14 protein-coding genes are annotated in these 18,901 nt (G+C 67.0%); 4 read left to right on the top strand and 10 right to left on the bottom strand.

Going from position 1 to position 18,901, the window contains the following annotated elements; genetic code table 11:
• Nucleotides 1-13 precede the first annotated feature (13 nt).
• Nucleotides 14-592 (bottom strand): pyridoxamine 5'-phosphate oxidase, encoded by a 579-nt coding sequence (pdxH, locus tag FHS96_RS20955; protein ID WP_429596316.1) that lies wholly within the window; start codon nt 590-592, stop codon nt 14-16.
• Nucleotides 593-683: 91 nt separating this feature from the next.
• Here pdxH and ku point away from each other — a divergent pair, with 91 nt between their 5' ends.
• Both ku and ligD read left to right on the top strand, forming a co-directional pair.
• Complete coding sequence (gene ku, locus FHS96_RS20950) at nt 684-1,610, top strand: non-homologous end joining protein Ku (protein ID WP_429596312.1); 927 nt, start codon at nt 684-686, stop codon at nt 1,608-1,610.
• Nucleotides 1,611-1,613: 3 nt separating this feature from the next.
• The gene (gene ligD, locus FHS96_RS20945) at nt 1,614-4,106 is read left to right on the top strand and encodes a DNA ligase D (protein ID WP_429596309.1); all 2,493 of its coding nucleotides are present in this window, start codon (nt 1,614-1,616) and stop codon (nt 4,104-4,106) included.
• A 33-nt stretch (nt 4,107-4,139) separates the two neighbouring features.
• Here ligD and FHS96_RS20940 read toward each other — a convergent pair whose 3' ends face one another.
• From FHS96_RS20940 to FHS96_RS20930, 3 genes are all read right to left on the bottom strand, one after another.
• Nucleotides 4,140-6,122 carry a serine/threonine-protein kinase gene (locus tag FHS96_RS20940; RefSeq protein ID WP_429596306.1) on the bottom strand — a complete coding sequence of 661 codons (1,983 nt, stop codon included), beginning with the start codon at nt 6,120-6,122 and terminating at the stop codon, nt 4,140-4,142.
• Entirely contained in the window at nt 6,119-6,883 is a 765-nt protein-coding gene (locus tag FHS96_RS20935; RefSeq protein ID WP_429596303.1) for a PP2C family protein-serine/threonine phosphatase, read from the bottom strand. The genes FHS96_RS20940 and FHS96_RS20935 overlap by 4 nt, the downstream gene beginning before the upstream one ends.
• A 72-nt stretch (nt 6,884-6,955) precedes the next feature.
• Nucleotides 6,956-7,873, bottom strand: coding sequence for a CPBP family intramembrane glutamic endopeptidase (locus tag FHS96_RS20930; protein ID WP_429596301.1), 918 nt, complete (start codon nt 7,871-7,873; stop codon nt 6,956-6,958).
• A gap of 108 nt (nt 7,874-7,981) precedes the next feature.
• On the opposite strand from FHS96_RS20930, the gene FHS96_RS20925 reads away from it, so the two are divergent.
• Nucleotides 7,982-8,257 carry an acylphosphatase gene (locus FHS96_RS20925; protein WP_429596299.1) on the top strand — a complete coding sequence of 92 codons (276 nt, stop codon included), beginning with the start codon at nt 7,982-7,984 and terminating at the stop codon, nt 8,255-8,257.
• Between the two features lie 15 nt (nt 8,258-8,272).
• On the opposite strand, the gene FHS96_RS20920 is transcribed toward FHS96_RS20925, so the two are convergent.
• The gene (locus tag FHS96_RS20920; protein ID WP_429596297.1) at nt 8,273-9,403 is read right to left on the bottom strand and encodes a CaiB/BaiF CoA transferase family protein; all 1,131 of its coding nucleotides are present in this window, start codon (nt 9,401-9,403) and stop codon (nt 8,273-8,275) included.
• A gap of 159 nt (nt 9,404-9,562) precedes the next feature.
• Between FHS96_RS20920 and FHS96_RS20915 the strand changes: the two genes are divergently transcribed.
• A complete protein-coding gene (locus tag FHS96_RS20915; RefSeq protein WP_429596294.1) occupies nt 9,563-11,716 on the top strand; it encodes a TonB-dependent receptor in 2,154 nt (717 codons plus the stop codon).
• Nucleotides 11,717-11,758: 42 nt separating this feature from the next.
• On the opposite strand, the gene FHS96_RS20910 is transcribed toward FHS96_RS20915, so the two are convergent.
• The 5 genes from FHS96_RS20910 to FHS96_RS20890 form a co-directional block, all read right to left on the bottom strand.
• Entirely contained in the window at nt 11,759-12,337 is a 579-nt protein-coding gene (locus FHS96_RS20910; RefSeq protein WP_429596291.1) for a DNA-3-methyladenine glycosylase I, read from the bottom strand.
• A gap of 45 nt (nt 12,338-12,382) precedes the next feature.
• A complete protein-coding gene (locus tag FHS96_RS20905; RefSeq protein WP_429596288.1) occupies nt 12,383-13,822 on the bottom strand; it encodes an efflux transporter outer membrane subunit in 1,440 nt (479 codons plus the stop codon).
• 60 nt (nt 13,823-13,882) lie between these two features.
• The gene (locus tag FHS96_RS20900; protein WP_429596285.1) at nt 13,883-17,050 is read right to left on the bottom strand and encodes an efflux RND transporter permease subunit; all 3,168 of its coding nucleotides are present in this window, start codon (nt 17,048-17,050) and stop codon (nt 13,883-13,885) included.
• Nucleotides 17,051-17,182: 132 nt separating this feature from the next.
• Nucleotides 17,183-18,478, bottom strand: coding sequence for an efflux RND transporter periplasmic adaptor subunit (locus tag FHS96_RS20895; protein WP_429596282.1), 1,296 nt, complete (start codon nt 18,476-18,478; stop codon nt 17,183-17,185).
• Nucleotides 18,479-18,490: 12 nt separating this feature from the next.
• The gene (locus tag FHS96_RS20890; protein WP_429596279.1) at nt 18,491-18,862 is read right to left on the bottom strand and encodes a hypothetical protein; all 372 of its coding nucleotides are present in this window, start codon (nt 18,860-18,862) and stop codon (nt 18,491-18,493) included.
• Between the last annotated feature and the right edge of the window lie 39 nt (nt 18,863-18,901).

Raw genomic sequence — 18,901 nt, 5'->3', positions numbered from 1 at the left:
CCCCGCGCGCTGATCACGGGTAGAGCAGCCCGTCCTGCCACCCGCCATCGACGCGGGTGAAAAGCCGGCGTTCGTGCAGGCGGAATTCGCGATCCTGCCAAAATTCGATGCGGGACGGGGTCAGCCGATAGCCCGACCAGTGCGGGGGGCGGGGGATGTCGCCACCGGCAAAGCGCGCCTGCGCCTCGGCGAAGCGCGCCTCGAACGTCTCGCGGTCGGGCAGCGGTGCCGATTGGTCCGATGCCCAGGCGCCGAGCTGGGAATGGGGATGGCGGGTGGCGAAATAGGCGTCGGCCAGATCGTCCGAAACGGTTTCCACCGCGCCCTCGATCCGTATCTGCCGGCGCAGCGACTTCCAGTGGAAGAGCAGGGCGACATTCGGATTGCCGGCGATGTCGGTCGCCTTGCGGCTGCGCTGGTTGGTGTAGAACACCAAACCTTCGGGGCCATGCCCCTTCAGCAGCACCATCCGCACTGACGGACGCCCCTCAGCATCAACGGTCGCCAGCGCCATCGCATTGGCATCATTGGGCTCGCTGACCTGCGCTTCGGCATACCAGCGATCGAACAGCTTGATCGGATCTTCGGCCATGGTGCTGATCTAGGCGCGCGTCCTGCCCAAGTCGAGGGAACGACTCCGCGCGCCGGGTATTGAATCGCCGCCGCAACGAGGGAGGTTGGCAATGCCCGCGCGCGCTTACTGGCAGGGACAGATCCGCCTGGCCCTGGTGTCGATCCCGGTGGAGATCTATCCGGCTACGAAGTCGACCGCCGCGGTCACCTTCCGCCAGATCCACGAGCCATCGGGCAAGCCGATCAAATATGAGAAGGTCGTGCCGGGCATCGGTCCGGTCGATACCGACGAGATCATGAAGGGATTCGAGGTCGGCAAGGGCGATTATGTCCTGCTGACGCCGGACGAGATCGACGCCGTCAAGCTGGAGAGCAAGAAGACGCTCGAACTGACCCAGTTCGTCGACGCCGGCGACATCGACGTTCTCTATTATGAGAAGCCCTATTTCGTCGTGCCGGCGGACGATCTGGCCGAAGAGGCCTATATCGTGCTGCGCGAGGCGCTGAAGCGCAGCCGAAAGGTGGGGCTTGGCCAGCTTGCGATGCGCGGCCGCGAATATGTCGTGAGCCTCAAGCCCTGCGGGAAGGGCATGGTCTTGGAAACCTTGCGCTACGCCGACGAGGTCAATCGTGCGCAAACCTATTTTCGCGAGATCGGCGGGAGCGAGCCGGACGCCGACCTGCTCGACCTCGCGGAGACCCTGATCGAGAAAAAGGCCACTGCCTTCGACCCCAATAAATTCGCCGATCACTACACCGATGCGGTGAAGGAACTGGTCGCGCGCAAGCAGAAGGCCAAGGGACGCAAGATCACCGCCGAACCGGATGAGCCACGGCCGAGCGGTTCCAACGTGGTCGATCTGATGGCCGCGCTCAAGAAATCGCTGGAGAAACCTGGGTCTTCGGGGGGCAGATCGCGGGCCAAGACAAACCCTGCGGCGAAGCCCGCGGCGAAATCGACGAGCAAGGCGGCCGCCTCCAAAGCGGCACCCTCCAAAACCACGGCGAAGAAGCCGGCGGCGCGGAAGCGGGCCTGATCGATGGCGGAGGCCGATCCCCTTGGCACCTACAACGCCAAGCGCGATTTCACGAAGACGGCGGAGCCTGCAGGCAAGCGCGGCCGTGCGAAGGGCAACAGCTTTATCGTCCAGAAGCATGACGCCACCCGGCTGCATTTCGACTTCCGCCTGGAACTGGGCGGCGTGCTCAAGAGCTGGGCGGTGACGCGCGGCCCCAGCCCCAATCCGGAGGACAAGCGCCTCGCCGTGCGCACCGAGGATCATCCGCTCAGCTACGGCACGTTCGAAGGCACGATTCCCAAAGGCGAATATGGCGGCGGCACGGTGATGCTGTGGGATCGCGGTACGTGGACGCCGACACCGGGCAAGGATCCGCTGAAGACGATCGAGGAGGGTCATCTCCATTTCACCCTTGATGGCGAACGGATGAAGGGCGAATGGCTGCTGATCCGCCTGAAGCCGCGGCCGGGCGAGAAGCGCGAGAATTGGCTGCTTCGCAAGATCGATGATGCCTTCACCGACGCGTCCGACGCGCTGGTGGGGCGCGCTTTGACCAGCGTGAAGACCGGCCGAACGATGGCCGAAATCGAATCGGGCGCGCCGGAAACCTCGCTGAAGGGCAAGCGCGGCAAGGCGTTCGACCAGGCGATGGAGACGGCCGATGCGGCAACGCCGGCGCCGAAACGCAGGGCGGCGCCATCCCGCAAGGGTCGCCTGCCCGGCTTTCGCGCCGTGCAGCTCGCGACGCTCGTCGACCATGTCCCCTCGGGGAATGGCTGGCTGCACGAGATGAAATATGATGGCTATCGCTGCCTGCTCGCGATCGGTGGTGGCAAGGCGCGCGTCTTCACACGCAGCGGGCTCGATTGGACCGAAAAATTCTCCGAACTCGCCGCGGCGGCGCTTGCGCTGGAGGCGCCGGCGGCGCTGATCGACGGAGAGATCGTCAGACTCGATACCCAGGGCAGGCCCAACTTCTCGGCGTTGCAGGCAGCACTGTCCGAAGGGGACCAGGGCTTTCTGATGTTCGCCTTCGACCTGCTCTCGCTCGATGGGAAGGACCTGACTGGGCTGCCCAACATTGCCCGCAAGGAAAAGCTTGCAGCACTTTTGAAAGGTGTCGAACCGCCGCTGGTCTATGCCGAACATGTGCTCGGTTCTGGCGAGAAGCTGTTCAATGCGATGTGCCAGGCGGGGCAGGAAGGCATCGTCTCAAAGAAGGCCGATGCGCCCTATCGCGGCGATCGCACCAAGGCCTGGCTCAAGGTGAAATGCACGCGCCGGCAGGAATTCGTGATCGTGGGCTGGCAGCCGAGCAGCGCCAGTGGCCGTGCGCTGAAATCATTGTTTCTCGCTACGCGTGAGGATGGCGCGCTGCATTACGCGGGGAAGGTCGGCACCGGCTTCGACGCGCGCACGATGGAGATGCTGATGGCGCGGCTGGCGGGAATCGAGCGCAAGTCGGCAGCGGTCGAGATCCCCCGGGCGGTGGCGCGCGGCGGGCGCTGGGTCACGCCGAAGCTGGTCGCCGAAATCGCGTTCGCCGAATTCACCGCGGAAGGCGTGGTGCGCCACGCCAGCTTCCTGGGGCTGCGCGACGACAAGGAGGGCAAGGACGTGACCGTCGAAACCGCCGCGGCTGCGCCAGAGGCGCCCGCGATCCGGATCAGCAATCCTGACCGGCTGATCTTCCCCGAGGCCAAGGTCACCAAGGGCGATCTCGCCGCTTATTATGAGGAGATCGGACCGGCGATGGCGCCGTGGGCGCTCAACCGGCCGATCAGCCTCGTCCGCTGCCCGCAGGGGCGCGCGCGCAAATGCTTCTTCCAGAAGCATGATGCCGGCAGCTTCGGTGATGCGGTGAAGCATGTCGAGATTCGCGAGAAGGATGGAGGTACCGAACCCTATCTCTACGCCGAAAGCGCTGAAGGATTGATCGCTTGCGTTCAGATGGGGACTATCGAGTTCCACGGCTGGGGATCATCGGTGCCCGCGATCGAGAAGCCGGACCGGATGGTGTTCGACCTTGATCCTGACGAGGCGATCGGCTTCGACGAGGTGAAGAAGGCCGCGCGCGACATCCACGACTATCTGGAGGACATGGGGCTGGCGAGCTTCCCGATGCTCTCAGGCGGCAAGGGCGTGCATGTCGTCGTGCCACTGACCGCCGATGCCGAATGGCCTGCGGTCAAGGATTTCGCCCAGCGCTTCGCCCTGTCGTTGTCGCAGGCGGAGCCCGAACGCTTCGTGGGCACCATGTCCAAGGCGAAGCGCAAGGGCCGCATCTTCATCGACTGGCTGCGCAACCAGCGCGGTGCGACCGCCATCCTCCCCTACGCCGCCCGTGCCCGACCCGGCGCGCCGGTGGCGGCACCTGTGAGTTGGAACGAACTGCGCAAGATTGAAAGCCCGGCGACGTTCAGCGTGAAGGATGCGAAGAAGTTGCTGCGGCGGGCATCATCGGCGGCGTTGCAGGGGTGGGGAGAGGCGGCGCAGCGATTGCCGGAGCTGTGATGGGGGCGGGTTACAGGATCGGCGTCAGGGACTTTACTGGACGGACTTGAACCAGATCATCTCCGACCGCCAGTTCTGGTCCGCAGCGGCGCTGGCGAGGCGGGTCTGCCATTCGGCGCCGCGTGCACCGAGCGCTGGCTCGGTCAGTTCCTTCTCGAACGGGCCCTTGCCGGTGACGAGGATCAGGCCGGACCAGCCTGCGTGGTCCAAGTCGATGCTCACATCATAGCGGTCATTGCCCAATTCCTTGATCGGGTAGCCGGTGTGGGGAATTGCGGTGAAGGCCGCCCGGTTGGGAAAGATTTCGGAGATCACCCCTGAGGGTTCGATGCCGACCAGAGTGAAATCGAGCGCGGGATCGCCGATGTCCATCGTGACGATCGAGTTCGCCGCCATCTTTCCTTCATAGGCCTTTCCCGGGCCCTGCCGCGTCATCGGGAATTCGCGCTGCGGCACCGTCAGCTTGTGCGCGGCGGTCGAGCGGAACAGCTTGTAACCGTTGAGCACCGAGCAGCCGGCCTGAGTGATCGTCGCGACCTCTCCGACATTGACGTCTGCGTTGCCGCCGAGCGTGCGCAGGATCTCGCCGCGAGCATCGTCGATATTGCCCGCGACACCGGTCAACCGGACCTTGAGCCGGTCGCCGGACTGGCTGAGATCGACCACGTCGAGCCACGCGCAGTTGATGTTGGGCATGGCGGAATCGATCCGCCCACGCGCCAGCGCCACCGGATCGCCCGGATCCACCCCTCCGACCGCCGTGTCGCGCTGCGTCCACCACCACACACCGACCGCGACGAGCGCGAGCAGCAGCGCGGCGACGATGCCGATGATGAGCCCGGTCGAACTTCCGCCGCCGCCGCGTGACCCGGCGGGACGGCCACCGAGCGACGCCGCCGGGCCGCTATCCAATGCCTCGATAACGGCTTCCATCGAGCGCAGCCGCTCGGCGGGATTGGCCTTGAGCATCTGCGACAGCACCGGACGGAGCGGCCCAGGCGCCGCCGACACGTCGATGCCGGCGCGGCGCTTGTCGACCGCGTCGACCAGCGATCCGCCGAGCGCGACATTGCGGCCCATCGCCGTGGCGAGGATGACGAGGCCCAGGCTGTAGACGTCGGTCCACGGACCGATATCCCGCCCGAAATCGCCGAGCTGCTCGGGCGCGACATAGTTAAGCTTGCCCGCAAAGCCCGACCCGATAATCGTCGCGGTGTTGTTCGCGACATCCTTGGCGATGCCGAAGTCGATCACTTTCGGCTGGTCGATCCGGCCATCCTTCAGCAGCACATTGTCCGGCGAGAGATCACGGTGGATCGCGCCCAGCGAATGCGCAGTGGCGAGGCCGGAGGCGAGGCGACGGAGCAAGGTCGCCAGATCCTGCGGCGTCGGGTTCTGCGTCGCGAGCACGTCCGACAGGTTGGTGCCGTCGATATACTCGGTGACGATGTAGAGCACGCCGAGCTGCGGTTCCTGCGCGATCGTGCGGTACTGCACCAGCGATTCATGCTGCAGCCGGGTGAGCGTGCGCGCTTCCTTGCGGAACATCGCCTGCACATTCTCGTCGGCGGCCAGCGACGGCAGCATCACCTTGATGGCGACGCGTTCCTCGCTGTTGACGTTGATGCCCTCGAACACCTCACCCATGCCGCCGCGCGCGATGAAGCGCTTCACCTCGAACATGTGGTTCAGCACGTCGCCAACCTGGATCGAGCGGCCATCGGTGCGCGCCTGGAAGTCGCTCTGGAAATCGACCGGCGGCGGCGCAGGCGCAGGTGCCGGGGGAGCGGGCGGAGGAGGAGGCGGTGCCGGTTCAGGGGCCGCGGCCTTGCGCAGCGACGACGCCATCACCGTCGGCGGCTCGGCTTCCTCATTATCGTCGCCCTGACCGGCAGGCGGTGGCGCCGCCGCGGGGCTGGTCGCGCCGCGGGGGCGGGGCTGCATCGCAACCGTCCTGGGCTCATCCTCTTCCTCGTTCGGCGTTGGCGGCTGCTTGTCGTTGTCGTCGATCATCATTCCACCGTCTCAATCGGATTGGCCATCGCCGGCGACACCGGCGTGCGTGCGGCAACCGTCACCACCGTCACATTGTCCGGCGCGCCCAGCTCGAGCGTCCGGGCGACCATCTCGTCCACCACCGCCCGATCGGCGGCCGCGGCCAGGAAGTCACGTATCTCATCTTCTCCCATCGTACCGTGCAACCCGTCACTGCATAGGAGGAACACGTCATCCTGGCGCATGATGTCGACGATCACGTCGATTTCGACATGCGGTTCGATGCCGACGGCGCGGGCCAGCACGTGAGACATCGGGTGGCCGGCCGCATCGGCCTCGCTCAGGATGCCGCGTTCGATCAGGCCCTGGACCTGGGTGTGATCGCGCGTCAACCGGCGCAGCACGCCGTCGCGCAGCAAATAGGCGCGGCTGTCGCCTGCCCAGAACAGCGCGAAGTGGCTGTCGCGTGCGAGCAGCGCGACGATGGTGGAGCCCATCTGCGCCTTGCCCTCCGCGCTGCCATCGTGAATGCGCGCGTTGGCGGCCTGGATCGCCCCGGCGACCGCCCGGCACGCCGCTTCGAACGGCTCGGCGATCTCGACGGCCTCAAGAGCCTCGACGATCGCGGAAGAAGCAAATTCGCCGCCCTCATGCCCGCCCATGCCGTCAGCGACCGCCCACAAGCCGCTATCGGCGCGCGCGCAATACGCATCCTCGTTGTTGCGGCGGACACGTCCGGGATGCGTTGTGGCCGACGCGAGCAGTTCGAACGTTTCACTCATCTGCACGCCATCCCGCTCATCGACGTCCTCCCCACTGCCAATTCGCTGCGTTGCGTGCCCGATGCAGCACGCTCATCTAAGCACAGAGCGTCGGCGCCATAAAGCCGGCGCGTCGCTTGATCCGCCTGTCAGCATCCCGCGCGCGGTGATCGCCTGCGGCACGATCAGCGCGAGCAAAGACACTGTCATCGCCAGTGCGGCGTTGAGCCCCTCGTCCGACCCGCCCAGCCATGAGGCGCCGGCCAGATCGAGGTTGAGCAGCGCGCCGAAACTGCCGGTGCCCGGATTGGGCTGCAGCCCGAAGGCCAACTGCTCGGTCGCGTTCCAGCCGAAATGAAGGCCGAATGCGCCCGCGATACCGCGACCATGCGCCGCGGCGAGCCCGAACATCACGCCGCCCAGCAGCAGATTGAGCAGCGACAAAGGGCTACGGACGCCGCCGGCAAGATGAAGCCCGGCAAACAGCAGGGCGGTGGCCAGGATGGCTAGCGCGGTTCCAAACCGTTCGGCGAGTACCGGTTGCACCCAGCCGCGGAAGAACAGTTCCTCGCTGCCTGCCTGCACCGCAACGAGCGCCAGCCCCCACAGCAAGGCAATCGCCGAAAGCCCCGACGAAACGCCCGGCACCAGCGCGCCCATGGCGGCACTGACCGCGAGGGCAGCGATCAACCCGGTCGCGCCGGCAAACAGGCCGAGCGCGATGCAGCACAGCGGCTTGTCCCCCGCTCGGCAGGCATTGCGGCCGAACAGCCGCGCGCCAACCAGCGCGCAGGCGGCCAGCGCGCCATAGACGATCAGCATGAACAGCGTCTCGACGACGCGATGATCGCCGGCGAGTGCGGCCGGCAGCAGCGTGCACAGCGCCACGGCGCAACGCGGCCCAAGCAGCAGCACGGCCAGTCCAGACAGCAGCGCTGCGGCGAGCACCAATGATGGTCGCACCCCGAAATTCCCCTGATCGCGCGATGCCGCCGGGCCCAACCGCGACACCGCCTGTTCCTCTCCCGAGACCCAGCCTATCCCTCATTTGCGGGCTGTGTGCGATGATCTGCGTCACAAGCTGAGGATCGCAAAGCGGATTGCCGCGTTGGCGCGGACATGATCGATCGTCGCCTGAGCATCACCGGCTGCGTGCAGAACGTCTCCTACCGGGAGTGGTTCGTGCGCGAGGCGTCCGGAATCGGCTTGGTTGGCTGGGTTCGCAACCGGCGCGACGGCAGCGTCGAGGCCTATGTCCGCGGTTCGGAGGAAGCGGTGGCGGCGATCGTCGCTGCAGCCCAGCAGGGTTCACCCGCCGCGCGGGTGGAGGCCGTTGTCGTGGAGCCGACGCCGCCGGAGGCGGTCGATGGGTTCGAGCGGCGCGCGACGTTCTGAAGCATTTTGCTTCGTTCAGCCGCTTGCGAGACGCGGGCTGCGGCGATCAGCCACCATGCGCTCGCCGTCGATTGTGATCGGGCAGGCGAGCCCCGGTCGCCCATCCGCATCGGCGTCCAGCATCATCCCCCGGGCAATCACCTGGGGATCGGCGAAGACCTGGTCAACCCGGTTGATCGGCCCTGCGGGGATCCCCGCCGCCTCCAGAGCCTCCGAAAGTTCCGCCATGCCGCGCCCGGCGATCAGCCCGCTCAGGATCGGCAGCAGCGCGGCACGGTTGACGACGCGGCCAGGGTTGGTCGCGAAGCGATCGTCGCGCGCCAGCCCCTCGCAGCCGAGGATCGCGCAAAGGCGCTCGAACTGCCGGTCATTGCCTACCGCGATGATCACGTTGCCGTCGCGCGTCGCGAAGCTTTGGTAGGGGGCAAGGTTGGCGTGGCCATTGCCCATCCGGTGCGGCACCGTGCCGGAGGCCATCCAGTTGAGCGCCTGGTTGGCGAGCACCCCGACCTGCGTGTCGAGCAGCGCCATGTCGATGTGGCCGCCCTTGCCGGTGTGGTCGCGTCTGCGCAGCGCGGCGAGGATCGCGACCGTCGCATAGACGCCGGTGAAGATGTCGGCATAGGCGATGCCCGCTTTCTGCGGTGCGCCGTCGGGCTCGCCGGTCAGCGACATCGCACCGCCCATTCCCTGGATGATGAAGTCATAGCCCGCGCGTGGCGCATAGGGGCCGGTCTGGCCGAAGCCGGTAATCGAACAATAGACGAGGCGCGGGTTGTGCGCCGCGAGCGAAGCATGGTCGAGACCATAGCGCGCCAGCCCGCCAACCTTGAAATTCTCGATCAGCACATCGCTTTCGGCCGCGAGCCTGCGGATTTCGGCCTGACCCTCGGATGTCGCCATGTCGATCGCCAGTGATCGCTTGCCGCGGTTGCAGGCGTGGAAATAGGCGGCACCCAAATTCGCGCCATCCGCGCCGGTGATGAAGGGCGGGCCCCAGTGGCGGGTATCGTCGCCCACCTCGGGGCGCTCGATCTTGATCACGTCCGCACCCAGATCGGCCAGCAATTGCCCCGCCCACGGCCCTGCGAGGATTCGCGCCAGTTCCAGCACCTTCACGCCAGCAAGCGGCTTCTCCGTCTCCATAGCTTCTCCTCGTTCAGGCGGGCAGGAGTATCGCAGGTGCCTGCGCCGATCCATGTTGCAGCATGGACACAGTCAGGAGACAAAGTATCAGAAACATATTGATACAATGTAACATCTCCCATAGGCACGGCGCATCACAGCCAAAGGGTCGCTCCTGTAATGATTCGTTCGCTTCTGCTCGCCGGTTCGGCGCTGCTCTTCGTCCAGCCCGCCTTCGCCCAGCAGGTCGCAACCGCCACCCCTGCCGCCGCCGATGACCAGCCGCAGGCGGGCGCCGCCACCGATGCGCCCACGCGCGGCGATTATCATGCCGCGCCCTCCAACGACCTGATCGTCACCGCGCCCTTCCAGCGCCGGCGCGAGGATGTGCTGTCGGGCACGTCGGTGCTGAGCGGCGAGGCACTGACTTTGGCGCTGCGGCCGAGCATCGGCGACACGCTGACCCATGTCGCGGGCGTTTCCGCGACGTCCTTCGGCCCCAACGCCTCGCGCCCGATCCTTCGCGGCTTCCAGGGCGATCGCGTGCGCGTCCTCACCGACGGCATCGGCAGCTTCGACGTTTCCAACACCTCGGTCGACCATGCCGTCGCAATCAACCCGCTGACCGCCGACCGCATCGAGGTGCTGCGCGGCCCCTCTGCGCTGCTCTACGGCTCCTCGGCGATCGGCGGCGTCGTCAACGTTGTCGACAGCCGCATCCCGCGCAGCGTTCCGGACGAGCCGATCCATGTCGAAGCGCTCGCCGGCTATGGCTCCGCCGCGAACGAGCGCTCGATCTCCAGCGCGGTGGTCGCGCCGATCGGAGCCAAGTTCGTCGTCCATGTCGACGGCAGCTATTCGAAGACCGACGATCTCGACACCGGCGGCTACATCCTCTCGCGTGAACGGCGGGCAGAGGCACTGGCGAGCGGCGACGCCGAGATCGCGGCGCTCGCCGACCTCAAGGGCAAGCTGCCCAACAGCGCCGGGCGCACCTGGGAGGTTGCGGGCGGTGCCGCGATCATCACCGATACCGGCAATCTCGGCATTTCGGTCAATCATCTCGACAGCCTTTACGGTGTGCCGGTGCGCTATGCGCTCGTGCCCGGCGGCGAATCAGAACAGGTCCGCCTCGACATGAAGCAGACCCGCGCGGACCTGCGCGCCGAGGTGAATACCGGCGGCGGCTTCCTCGACAAGGTGCGCTTGCGCGCTGGCTACGCCGATTATCAGCACAGCGAACTGGAAGACACGGGGGAGGTCGGCACCACATTCTACGCCGAGGGCATCGAGGCGCGGCTGGAGTTGGTGCAGGCCAAGCGCGGCGGCTGGGAAGGCGCGTTCGGCGGACAATTGCTGATCCGCGACTTCAACGTGATCGGTGAAGAGAAATTCCTGCCGAAGAACGAGACCCAGCAATATGGCCTGTTCACGCTGCAGTCGTTCGATTTCGGCGCGCTGCGCGCCGAGGCGGGCGGGCGCTACGAATATTCGAAACTCTCGGCGATTGCCGACGGTGACCTCGGCAACCCCGCCTACAACCGCAGCTTCGATGCGTTCTCGGGTTCGCTCGGCGCCAGCTATGAACTTGCTCCCGCCTGGCGGATCGGCCTGAACCTGTCGCGCAGCGAGCGCGCACCCTCGGCGGAAGAATTGTTCTCGCGCGGCAATCATGCCGGCACGCAGGCGTTCGAACTGGGCGATCCTTCGCTCACCAAGGAAAAGAGCTGGGGTATCGAGGGCACGCTGCGCGGCAAGGGTGAGGGTTACAGCTTCTCCGCCTCGCTGTTCCACAACTGGTTCGACGATTATATCTACGAGACGCAGGTCAATCCGGCGGTGTGCGAGGCGGTCTCCGGCGGCGAGCTGGAATTCCCCTGCTTCAACATCCGCCAGGCCGATGCCCGCTATTATGGCTTCGAGGTCGAGGGATCGGCGCGGGTTTTCACGCTCGGCAATTATACGCTGAACGTGGACGGCCTCGCCGACTATGTTCGCGCCAAGGTCACCCATGTCGGTGACGCGCCGCGCATCCCGCCGCTGCGCATGCTCGGCGGCCTCGAACTCCAGGCGGGGTCAGCGACCGGCCGCGTGGAGGTGGAGCATGTCTTCGACCAGAAGAAGCTCGCCGCGTTCGAGACCGAGACTGACGGCTATACGATGGTCAACGCCGCGGTTTCGGTGAAGCCGTTCGGCTATGACAGCGCCACGAGCATCAGCTTGTCGGCCAACAACATCTTCGATGTCGTTGCCCGTCGCCACGCCAGCTTCCTCAAGGATTTCGCCCCGCTCGCCGGTCGCGACATCCGCGTGACCGCCCGCGTCGCGTTCTGACCGGATCGGTTCCTCCCCGGGCCACGGCTCGGGGAGAGAGGGCTATGCCTGCCCGCGCCGGAAGCAGGTGAGGCTGTGGTCGTTGACGATGCCTACGGCCTGCATCCAGGCATAGACGATCGTCGGCCCCACGAACTTGAAGCCGCGGCGCTTCATGTCCTTCGAGATGCGTTCGGACAGCGGCGAGGTCGCGACCCAGCTCTTGCCGTCGCTGAAGATCGGTTCGCCATCGGTGAACGACCAACAATAGTCGGCGAAGCTTTCGCCGGCATCTTCCATTTCGCAATAGATCTGCGCGCCGCGGATCGTCGCCTCGATCTTGGCGCGGGCGCGGACGATGCCTGGATCGCCCATCAGCCGTTCGACGTCGTCGGCGCCGAACGCGGCCACCTTTCGCGGATCGAAGCCGGCGAAGGCCTTGCGGAAGCCCTCGCGCTTGCGGAGGATGATGATCCAGGCGAGGCCCGCTTGGAACCCCTCCAGCATCAGCATCTCCCACAACATGCGCGAGTCACGCTGGGGCACGCCCCATTCGGTGTCGTGGTAGGCTTGGTAGAGCGGCTCGTCGCTCACCCATGAGCAACGCTGAAGATTGTCGGGCTGGAGATGGTCGGCCGTCATGCGTTTCCCTGAACTCTGGCCAACCATCTATAGCGGCTCTTTATGTCAGCGCGATGCTGCCGGCGTGCTACCGGACGGATCCGCCTGCCAGCCACCGCCAAGCGCGCGGAACAGGTCGACCTGCGCCGTCGCCACCCGCGCGTCCGAGAGCGCGAGGTCGCCCTCGGTCTGCGCCAGCGAGCGTTCGGCGTCGAGCACCGCCAGCGAGTCGGTCTTGCCCTCTCGAAGCTGCGCGCGGGCGAGGCGTGCCGCCGTGTCCGCCGCGGTGCGCGCGTCGTTAAGCGCGACGCGGCGGTCGAGTTCATTGGCGTAGACCGACAGCGCCGTCTCGGTCTCGCGCAGTGCGGTCAGCACCGTGCCGTCGAATGCGGCAAGCGCCGCCGCCGATCCGGCCTCCGCCTGCTCGATCCGCGCGCGATTGGCCTCCTGGTTGGGGAAGGACCAGTTGAGCAGCGGGCCGAGCAGCCAGCGGAACGGCCCGCCGGTGAACAGGTCACCCAGCGAGGGGCCGGTCGCGCCGACCGATCCGCCGAAATTGATCCGCGGATAGAGATCGGCGGTCGCAACCCCGATCCGTGCCGTGGCGGCGGCGAGGCGGCGTTCGGCCGCGCGGACGTCCGGCCGGCGGGCGAGCAACGCGCGGCCGTCCCCGATCGGGATCGGCTGGTCCAGCTTCAGGACGGTTTGGCGCGCACCCGCCGCAGGGGGCAGGTCGGCGGGTGCGCGGCCGGTGAGCGTGGCGAGCCTGAACAAGGCCCCGTCACGCTCCGCTCGAAGCGGCGGCAAAACGGCACGTTGCTGGTCTCGTAGGGTGGCGACACGAGCAACGTCGAGCCGCGTACCGCGACCCGCTTCGAAGCGTTTGGTGGTGATGGTGAGCGTCTGGTCGATCAGCGACACGGAACGCTCGGCGACGGTCAACCGCTGCGCGGCCGCGCTGGCATCGGCATAGGCGCGCGCGGTTTCCGCGGCGACCGCCACGCGAACCGCGTCACGCGTGCCCTCGGCAGCGGCGGCATCGCCGCGCGCAGCCTCGATCGAGCGGCTAACGCGGCCGAACAGGTCGACCTCATAGGAAATGTTCAGGCCGACATCGAACTGCGAGTTTGTGCGGTCGAACCCGGGGACCGACTGGATCTCGGGCACGCGGCCATATTGGCCGCTGGCGCCGATATTGGTCTGCGGCAGCCGGCCGTTACGAGTCTCGCGCAGCACAGCGCGGGCGCGATCGAGGTTGGCAACCGCTTGGCGAAGGTCGGTGTTGTGCACCAGCGCGTCGGACACCAAGCCGTCGAGCACCGGATCCTTGTAGAGCCGCCACCACTCACCGCTCACCTCTTCCTGGGTGAAGGCGGGGCTGGTGCCCTTGACGAAGGCCCCGGCTTCGGCCGGCTTAGGCGTGGGGGCGACGTGGTTGGGGCCGACCGCGCAGGCGGCCAGCGTCAGCAGGCTCGAAACTGCCAGCAGGCGCAAAGTGCGGGTCATGATCAAAAACTCCCTTCAGGGTCCCCCCTCCCGCGTGGGCGGGAGGGAGGTTCAATGCTGTCATTCGGCGGGTTGCAGATGGCCTTGTGGTTCCGGGGTTTGGCCGCGCTTGTTCCAGCGCAGGCTGCGTAGCGCGACGTAGAACACCGGGGTGAAGATGAGGCCGAACAGGGTCACCCCGATCATCCCGAAGAACACCGCGGTGCCGAGCGCCTGGCGCAGTTCCCAGCCGGGGCCGGAGGCGGTGACCAGCGGCAGCACGCCCAGGATGAAGGCGAAGCTGGTCATCAGGATCGGCCGCAACCGGGCGCGGGCCGCTTCCACCGCCGCGGCGAGCGGCGTCGCGCCGCGCTCCTCGGCCTGCTTGGCGAACTCCACGATCAGGATCGCGTTCTTGGCGGCGAGCGCGATCAGCACGATCAGGCCGATCTGGGTCAGGATGTTATTGTCCAGCCCCCGGATGTTCACGCCGATCATGGCCGCGAGCAAGGTCATCGGCACGATCAGGATGATCGCCAGCGGCAGGATCAGGCTTTCGAACTGCGCCGCGAGCACGAGGAAGACGAACACCACGGCCAGCGCGAAGACGATCGCCGCGACATTGCCCGCCGACTTTTGCTCATAGGCGATCCCGGTCCATTCGGCCTGGAAGCCCTGCGGCAGCTGCTTGGCGATCACCTCCATCGTGCCCATCGCCTGGCCGGTGGAATAGCCGGGCGCCGGCTCACCATCGATCTCGACCGCGGGGAAGAGGTTGTAGCGCGTCACGCGATACGGCCCCGTCTTGTCCTCGAAGGTCGCGACCGCGCCGATCGGCACCATGCCGCCGCCGTTGGAGCGCGTCTTGAGCTGGGCGATATCCGACGGGTCGTCACGGAACGGCGCGTCGGCCTGCGCGGTCACCCGGAAGGTGCGGCCCAGCAGGTTGAAGTCATTGACGTAGGTGGAGCCCAGATAGGTCTGCAGCGCCTCGAACACGCGCGCCGGCGGCACGCCGAGCATGTCGGCCTTGGCGCGGTCGATGTCCGCATAAATGCTGGGCGTGGCAGTGTTGTAGAAGGTGAAGACGTTGGCGAGGCCCTTGTCCTGGTGCGCCGCGCCGATCACGCCGCCCGCCGCCTGCTCCAGCGCCTGCGGGCCGGCCGCGTTGCGGTCCTGCACGATCATGCGCCAGCCACCGCCATTGCCGATGCCCTGGATCACCGGCGGGGCGACGACGAACACCATCGCCTCGTCCATGTCGGCCAGCGCCTTGCGCATGTCGTTCTCGATGTTGAGCTCGGTGCGATCGGTGCCGGTGCGCTCCTCGAACGGCTTGAAGGTGATGAAGGCCGCGGCCGCATTCGGCGCCTGGGTGTTGGAGGCGCCGTCGAAGCCGGCGAACATCACCGCCGCCTCAGTGCCCGGCACTTCCAGCAGCTTCTTCACCGCCTTCTTGAGCACGCGGTCGGTCTGCTCCAGCGAACTGCCCGGGGGCAGCTGGATCGCCGCCAGCGCATAGCCCTGGTCCTGCGCCGGCACGAAGCCGACGGGAGTAGACCAGAACAGCGCCACCGTGGCGGCGATGAGGCCGCCATAGGTGAACAGCATCTTCTTCGGCGCATTGGCGACGCGGCGGGTGAAGCCGCCATACCAGGTGCTGAGCTTGTCGAAGCCCTGGTTGAAGCGGGTACCCGCCAGCCACACCCAGCGGCGCGGGCCGCGGGCGGGTTCCTCGGTCGACTTGGGCTGCAGCAGCCGCGCGGCGACCGCCGGCGAGAGGGTGAGCGAGAGGACCAGCGAGATGATCGTCGCGACTGCGATGGTCACCGCGAATTGGCGGTAGAACTCGCCGGAAATGCCGGTGAGGAAGGTGGTCGGCACGAACACCGCGCACATCACCAGCACGATCGCGACGAGCGCACCCGCCACTTCGTCCATCGACTGATGCGCGGCATCCCTCGGGCTGAGGCCATGTTCGATATTGCGTTCGACATTCTCGACGACGACGATCGCGTCGTCGACGACGATGCCGATCGCCAGCACCAAGCCGAACAGCGACAGCGTGTTGAGCGAATAGCCGAGCCCCGCCAGCACCGCGAAGGTGCCGATCAGCGAGACCGGGATGGCGAGGATCGGCACGACCGCCGCCCGCCAGCTCTGCAGGAAGATGATGACGACGATAGCGACGAGGATCACCGCCTCGAACAGCGTGTGCTGTACCGCCGTGACCGACTCGCTGATGAACTCGGTCGGGTTCCAGACGATCTTGTATTCGAGGCCGGCGGGGAAGCTCTTCGCCGCGTCCGCCAATTCGGCCTTGATCGCTTCGGAGGTCGCGAGCGCGTTGGTGCCCGGGCGTTGGGTGACTGCCATGATCAGCGAGTCCTGGCCCGACAGATAGGCGTTCACGCCATAATCCTCGGCGCCCAGCTCGACGCGTGCGACATCCCGCAGGCGGGTGATCGCCCCGCTCTCGTCGGTGCGCACGATGATGTTGGCGAATTCCTCCGCAGTCTTGAAACGGCCCTGCGTCTCGACGTTGAACTGGTGCGCGGCACCCGTGTCATAGGGCGGCTGCCCGATCGTGCCGGCGGCGACCTGCACGTTCTGCGCGCGCAGGGCCGAGACGATCTCGCCCGCGGTCAGGCCGAGGGTGGCGGCACGGCCGGGATCGATCCACACCCGCATCGCGAAGTCGCGCGCGCCGAACACCTGCACGTCGCCCACGCCGTCGACGCGGGTCAGCCGGTCGCGGAGCTGGGTGAGGGCATAGTTGGAGACATAGCTGCGATCGAGCGAATTGTCGGGCGACTGCAGGTTCACCGCCATCAGGAAGGATGGCGAGGTCTTGCGCACGACGACGCCCTGGCGCCGCACCTCTTCGGGCAGGTTGGGCTCGGCGAGCGCGACGCGGTTCTGCACCAGCACCTGTGACGTATCGAGGTCGGTGCCGACCTTGAACGTGACGGTCACGGTCAGCTTGCCGTCGCCGGTCGACTGCGACGACATGTAGATCATGTTGTCGACGCCGTTGATCTGCTGTTCGAGCGGGGCGGCCACCGTATCCGCCACCGTTTCGGCATTGGCGCCGGGATAGGTTGCGGAAACCGTGACCGTGGGCGGTACGACATTGGGGTATTGCGAGATCGGAAGGCCGAAATAGGCGGCCGCGCCGATGATCGTGATGATGATCGCGATCACGCCCGCGAAGATCGGGCGCCGGATGAAGAAGTGACTGATGCCCATCGCTTTCGCTTTCCTGATGGCGGGCGCACGAAGCGGTTGACGGCCCGGTGAGGGTCGGGCCGCCGCTTCGGCGTCATCATGATTGGTCCGCCCCCGCCCGCTCTATTCGGCGGGCGGGCGGGGGTCGGTCGGTCAGTGCGTGGCCAGCGTGGCCTGCGACGCGGCGGGCGCCCTGACCGGGCTCGATGCCGTCTTGAACTCGGCGGGGGGATCGATCTTGGCCAGCCGCGGCGTGACCTTGCCGCCCGGCGCCGCGAACTGCAGCCCCTGGATGACGACGCGGTCGTTGCGGTTGAGGCCCGAGCGGATCACGCGCAGCCCGCCGATCTGCGGACCGGTATCCACCGGCCGCGCGGCGACGGTGCCGGACTTGTCGACGACGAACACCACCTTGCGCGCCTGATCGGTGCGCACCGCGGCATCCGGGATCAGCAGCGCATCGCGCACGCCGCCACCGGTCAGCCGCATGTTGCCGAACATCCCGGGGGTGAGGAAGTAATCGGGGTTGGCGATCGTCGCTCGACCGCGCATCGTGCCCGAACGCGGGTCGATCGCATTGTCGGTGAAGTCGACCTTGCCCTTCCAGCTATAGCCGGCCTCGTCCTGCAGGCGGATTTCCACCGTCTGCGCGGTGCCGTCGCCCTTCTGCTGGTCGCGCTTGCCCTTGAGGAACAGCGCTTCCGAGCCATCGAAGGTGAAGTAGATCGGATCCAGCGCCAGCACCGTGGTCAGCAGGCTGTCATTGGCGCCGACGAGATTGCCGATATCCACGCGGCGATCGGAGACGCGGCCGGTGACCGGCGAGCGGACCTGGGTGAATTCCAGATCGAGCGCGCGCTGGCGCACCATCGCCTGCGCGGCGGCGACACCCGCCTCGCCCTGGCGGACGGCGGCGCGCAGTGAATCGACCTCTTCCTGGCTGACCGCCTCATCGGCGACCAGCCGGCCGGCGCGGGCATATTCGCTGCGGGCGAGCGCGAGCTGGCTCGCCGCGGTGGCGGCTCGCGCCTGCGCTTCGGCCAGCGCCGCCTGGAACGGCCGCGGATCGACGGTGAACAGCAACTGGCCCTTGCGGACGATATCGCCATCCTTGAAGTGCAGCGCGACAAGCTGGCCGGTCACCCGCGGGCGGATCTCGACCGACTGGCTGGCCTCGAAGCGGCCGGTATAATCATCCCATTCGGTAACCGCGCGGACCAGCGGCTGGCCGACGGTGACGGTGGGCGGCGCCGGCGCATCGGCCTGCGCTTCGTTGCCGAAGCCCTGGATGCCGGCGTAGGTGGCGCCGGCGACGAGGACCGCGGCGATCGCCGCCTGGCCGGCACGCGGAATGCGCCAGCGGCGGGTGGACGCAGCCGCGCCCGGACCCTGCTGGTCGGTGCCGCCGGTCTCGGCGACGCTGCCATCGGGATTGAAGGACTTGTACATCAGCGACATCTTTCAGCTCGACGGATTGGAAAGCGCGCTTGCGGCGCGCGCCGGGAAGCCGGCGGAGAGGAAGGAGGCGACTTCATCCTCTGGCGGCCGGCCGCGGCTGGTGCGCGCGATCACCGCAAAGCGGCGCAGCGCCTCCAGCCGGGGATCGGCCAGTGGATTGGCGGGGGCGAAGCCGAACAGCCGCTCGACCAGCCGGCCCAGCACACCACGCGGACGCACGCTCCAGCGCGTGTCGGCGGCGGCAAGGGCGATCACGCGCTCCTCGAGCGCATCGAAGACGGGTTCGTCGTCAACCGCGGGCGCGGCCACCGTCGCGGTCGCCACCGCGCGGGCGGCGGACGCGTACGACCACTCGTCGAAGGCAACATATGCCATCGGACTACTCCCTGTTCAAAACTGTCTCTAAGCCGAATC

The sequence above is a fragment of the Sphingomonas zeicaulis genome (assembly GCF_050433225.1).
Lineage (GTDB): Bacteria > Pseudomonadota > Alphaproteobacteria > Sphingomonadales > Sphingomonadaceae > Sphingomonas_D > Sphingomonas_D zeicaulis.
The sequence above is the reverse complement of the archived record's forward strand: the minus strand, read 5'-3'. Positions and strand labels throughout refer to the sequence as shown.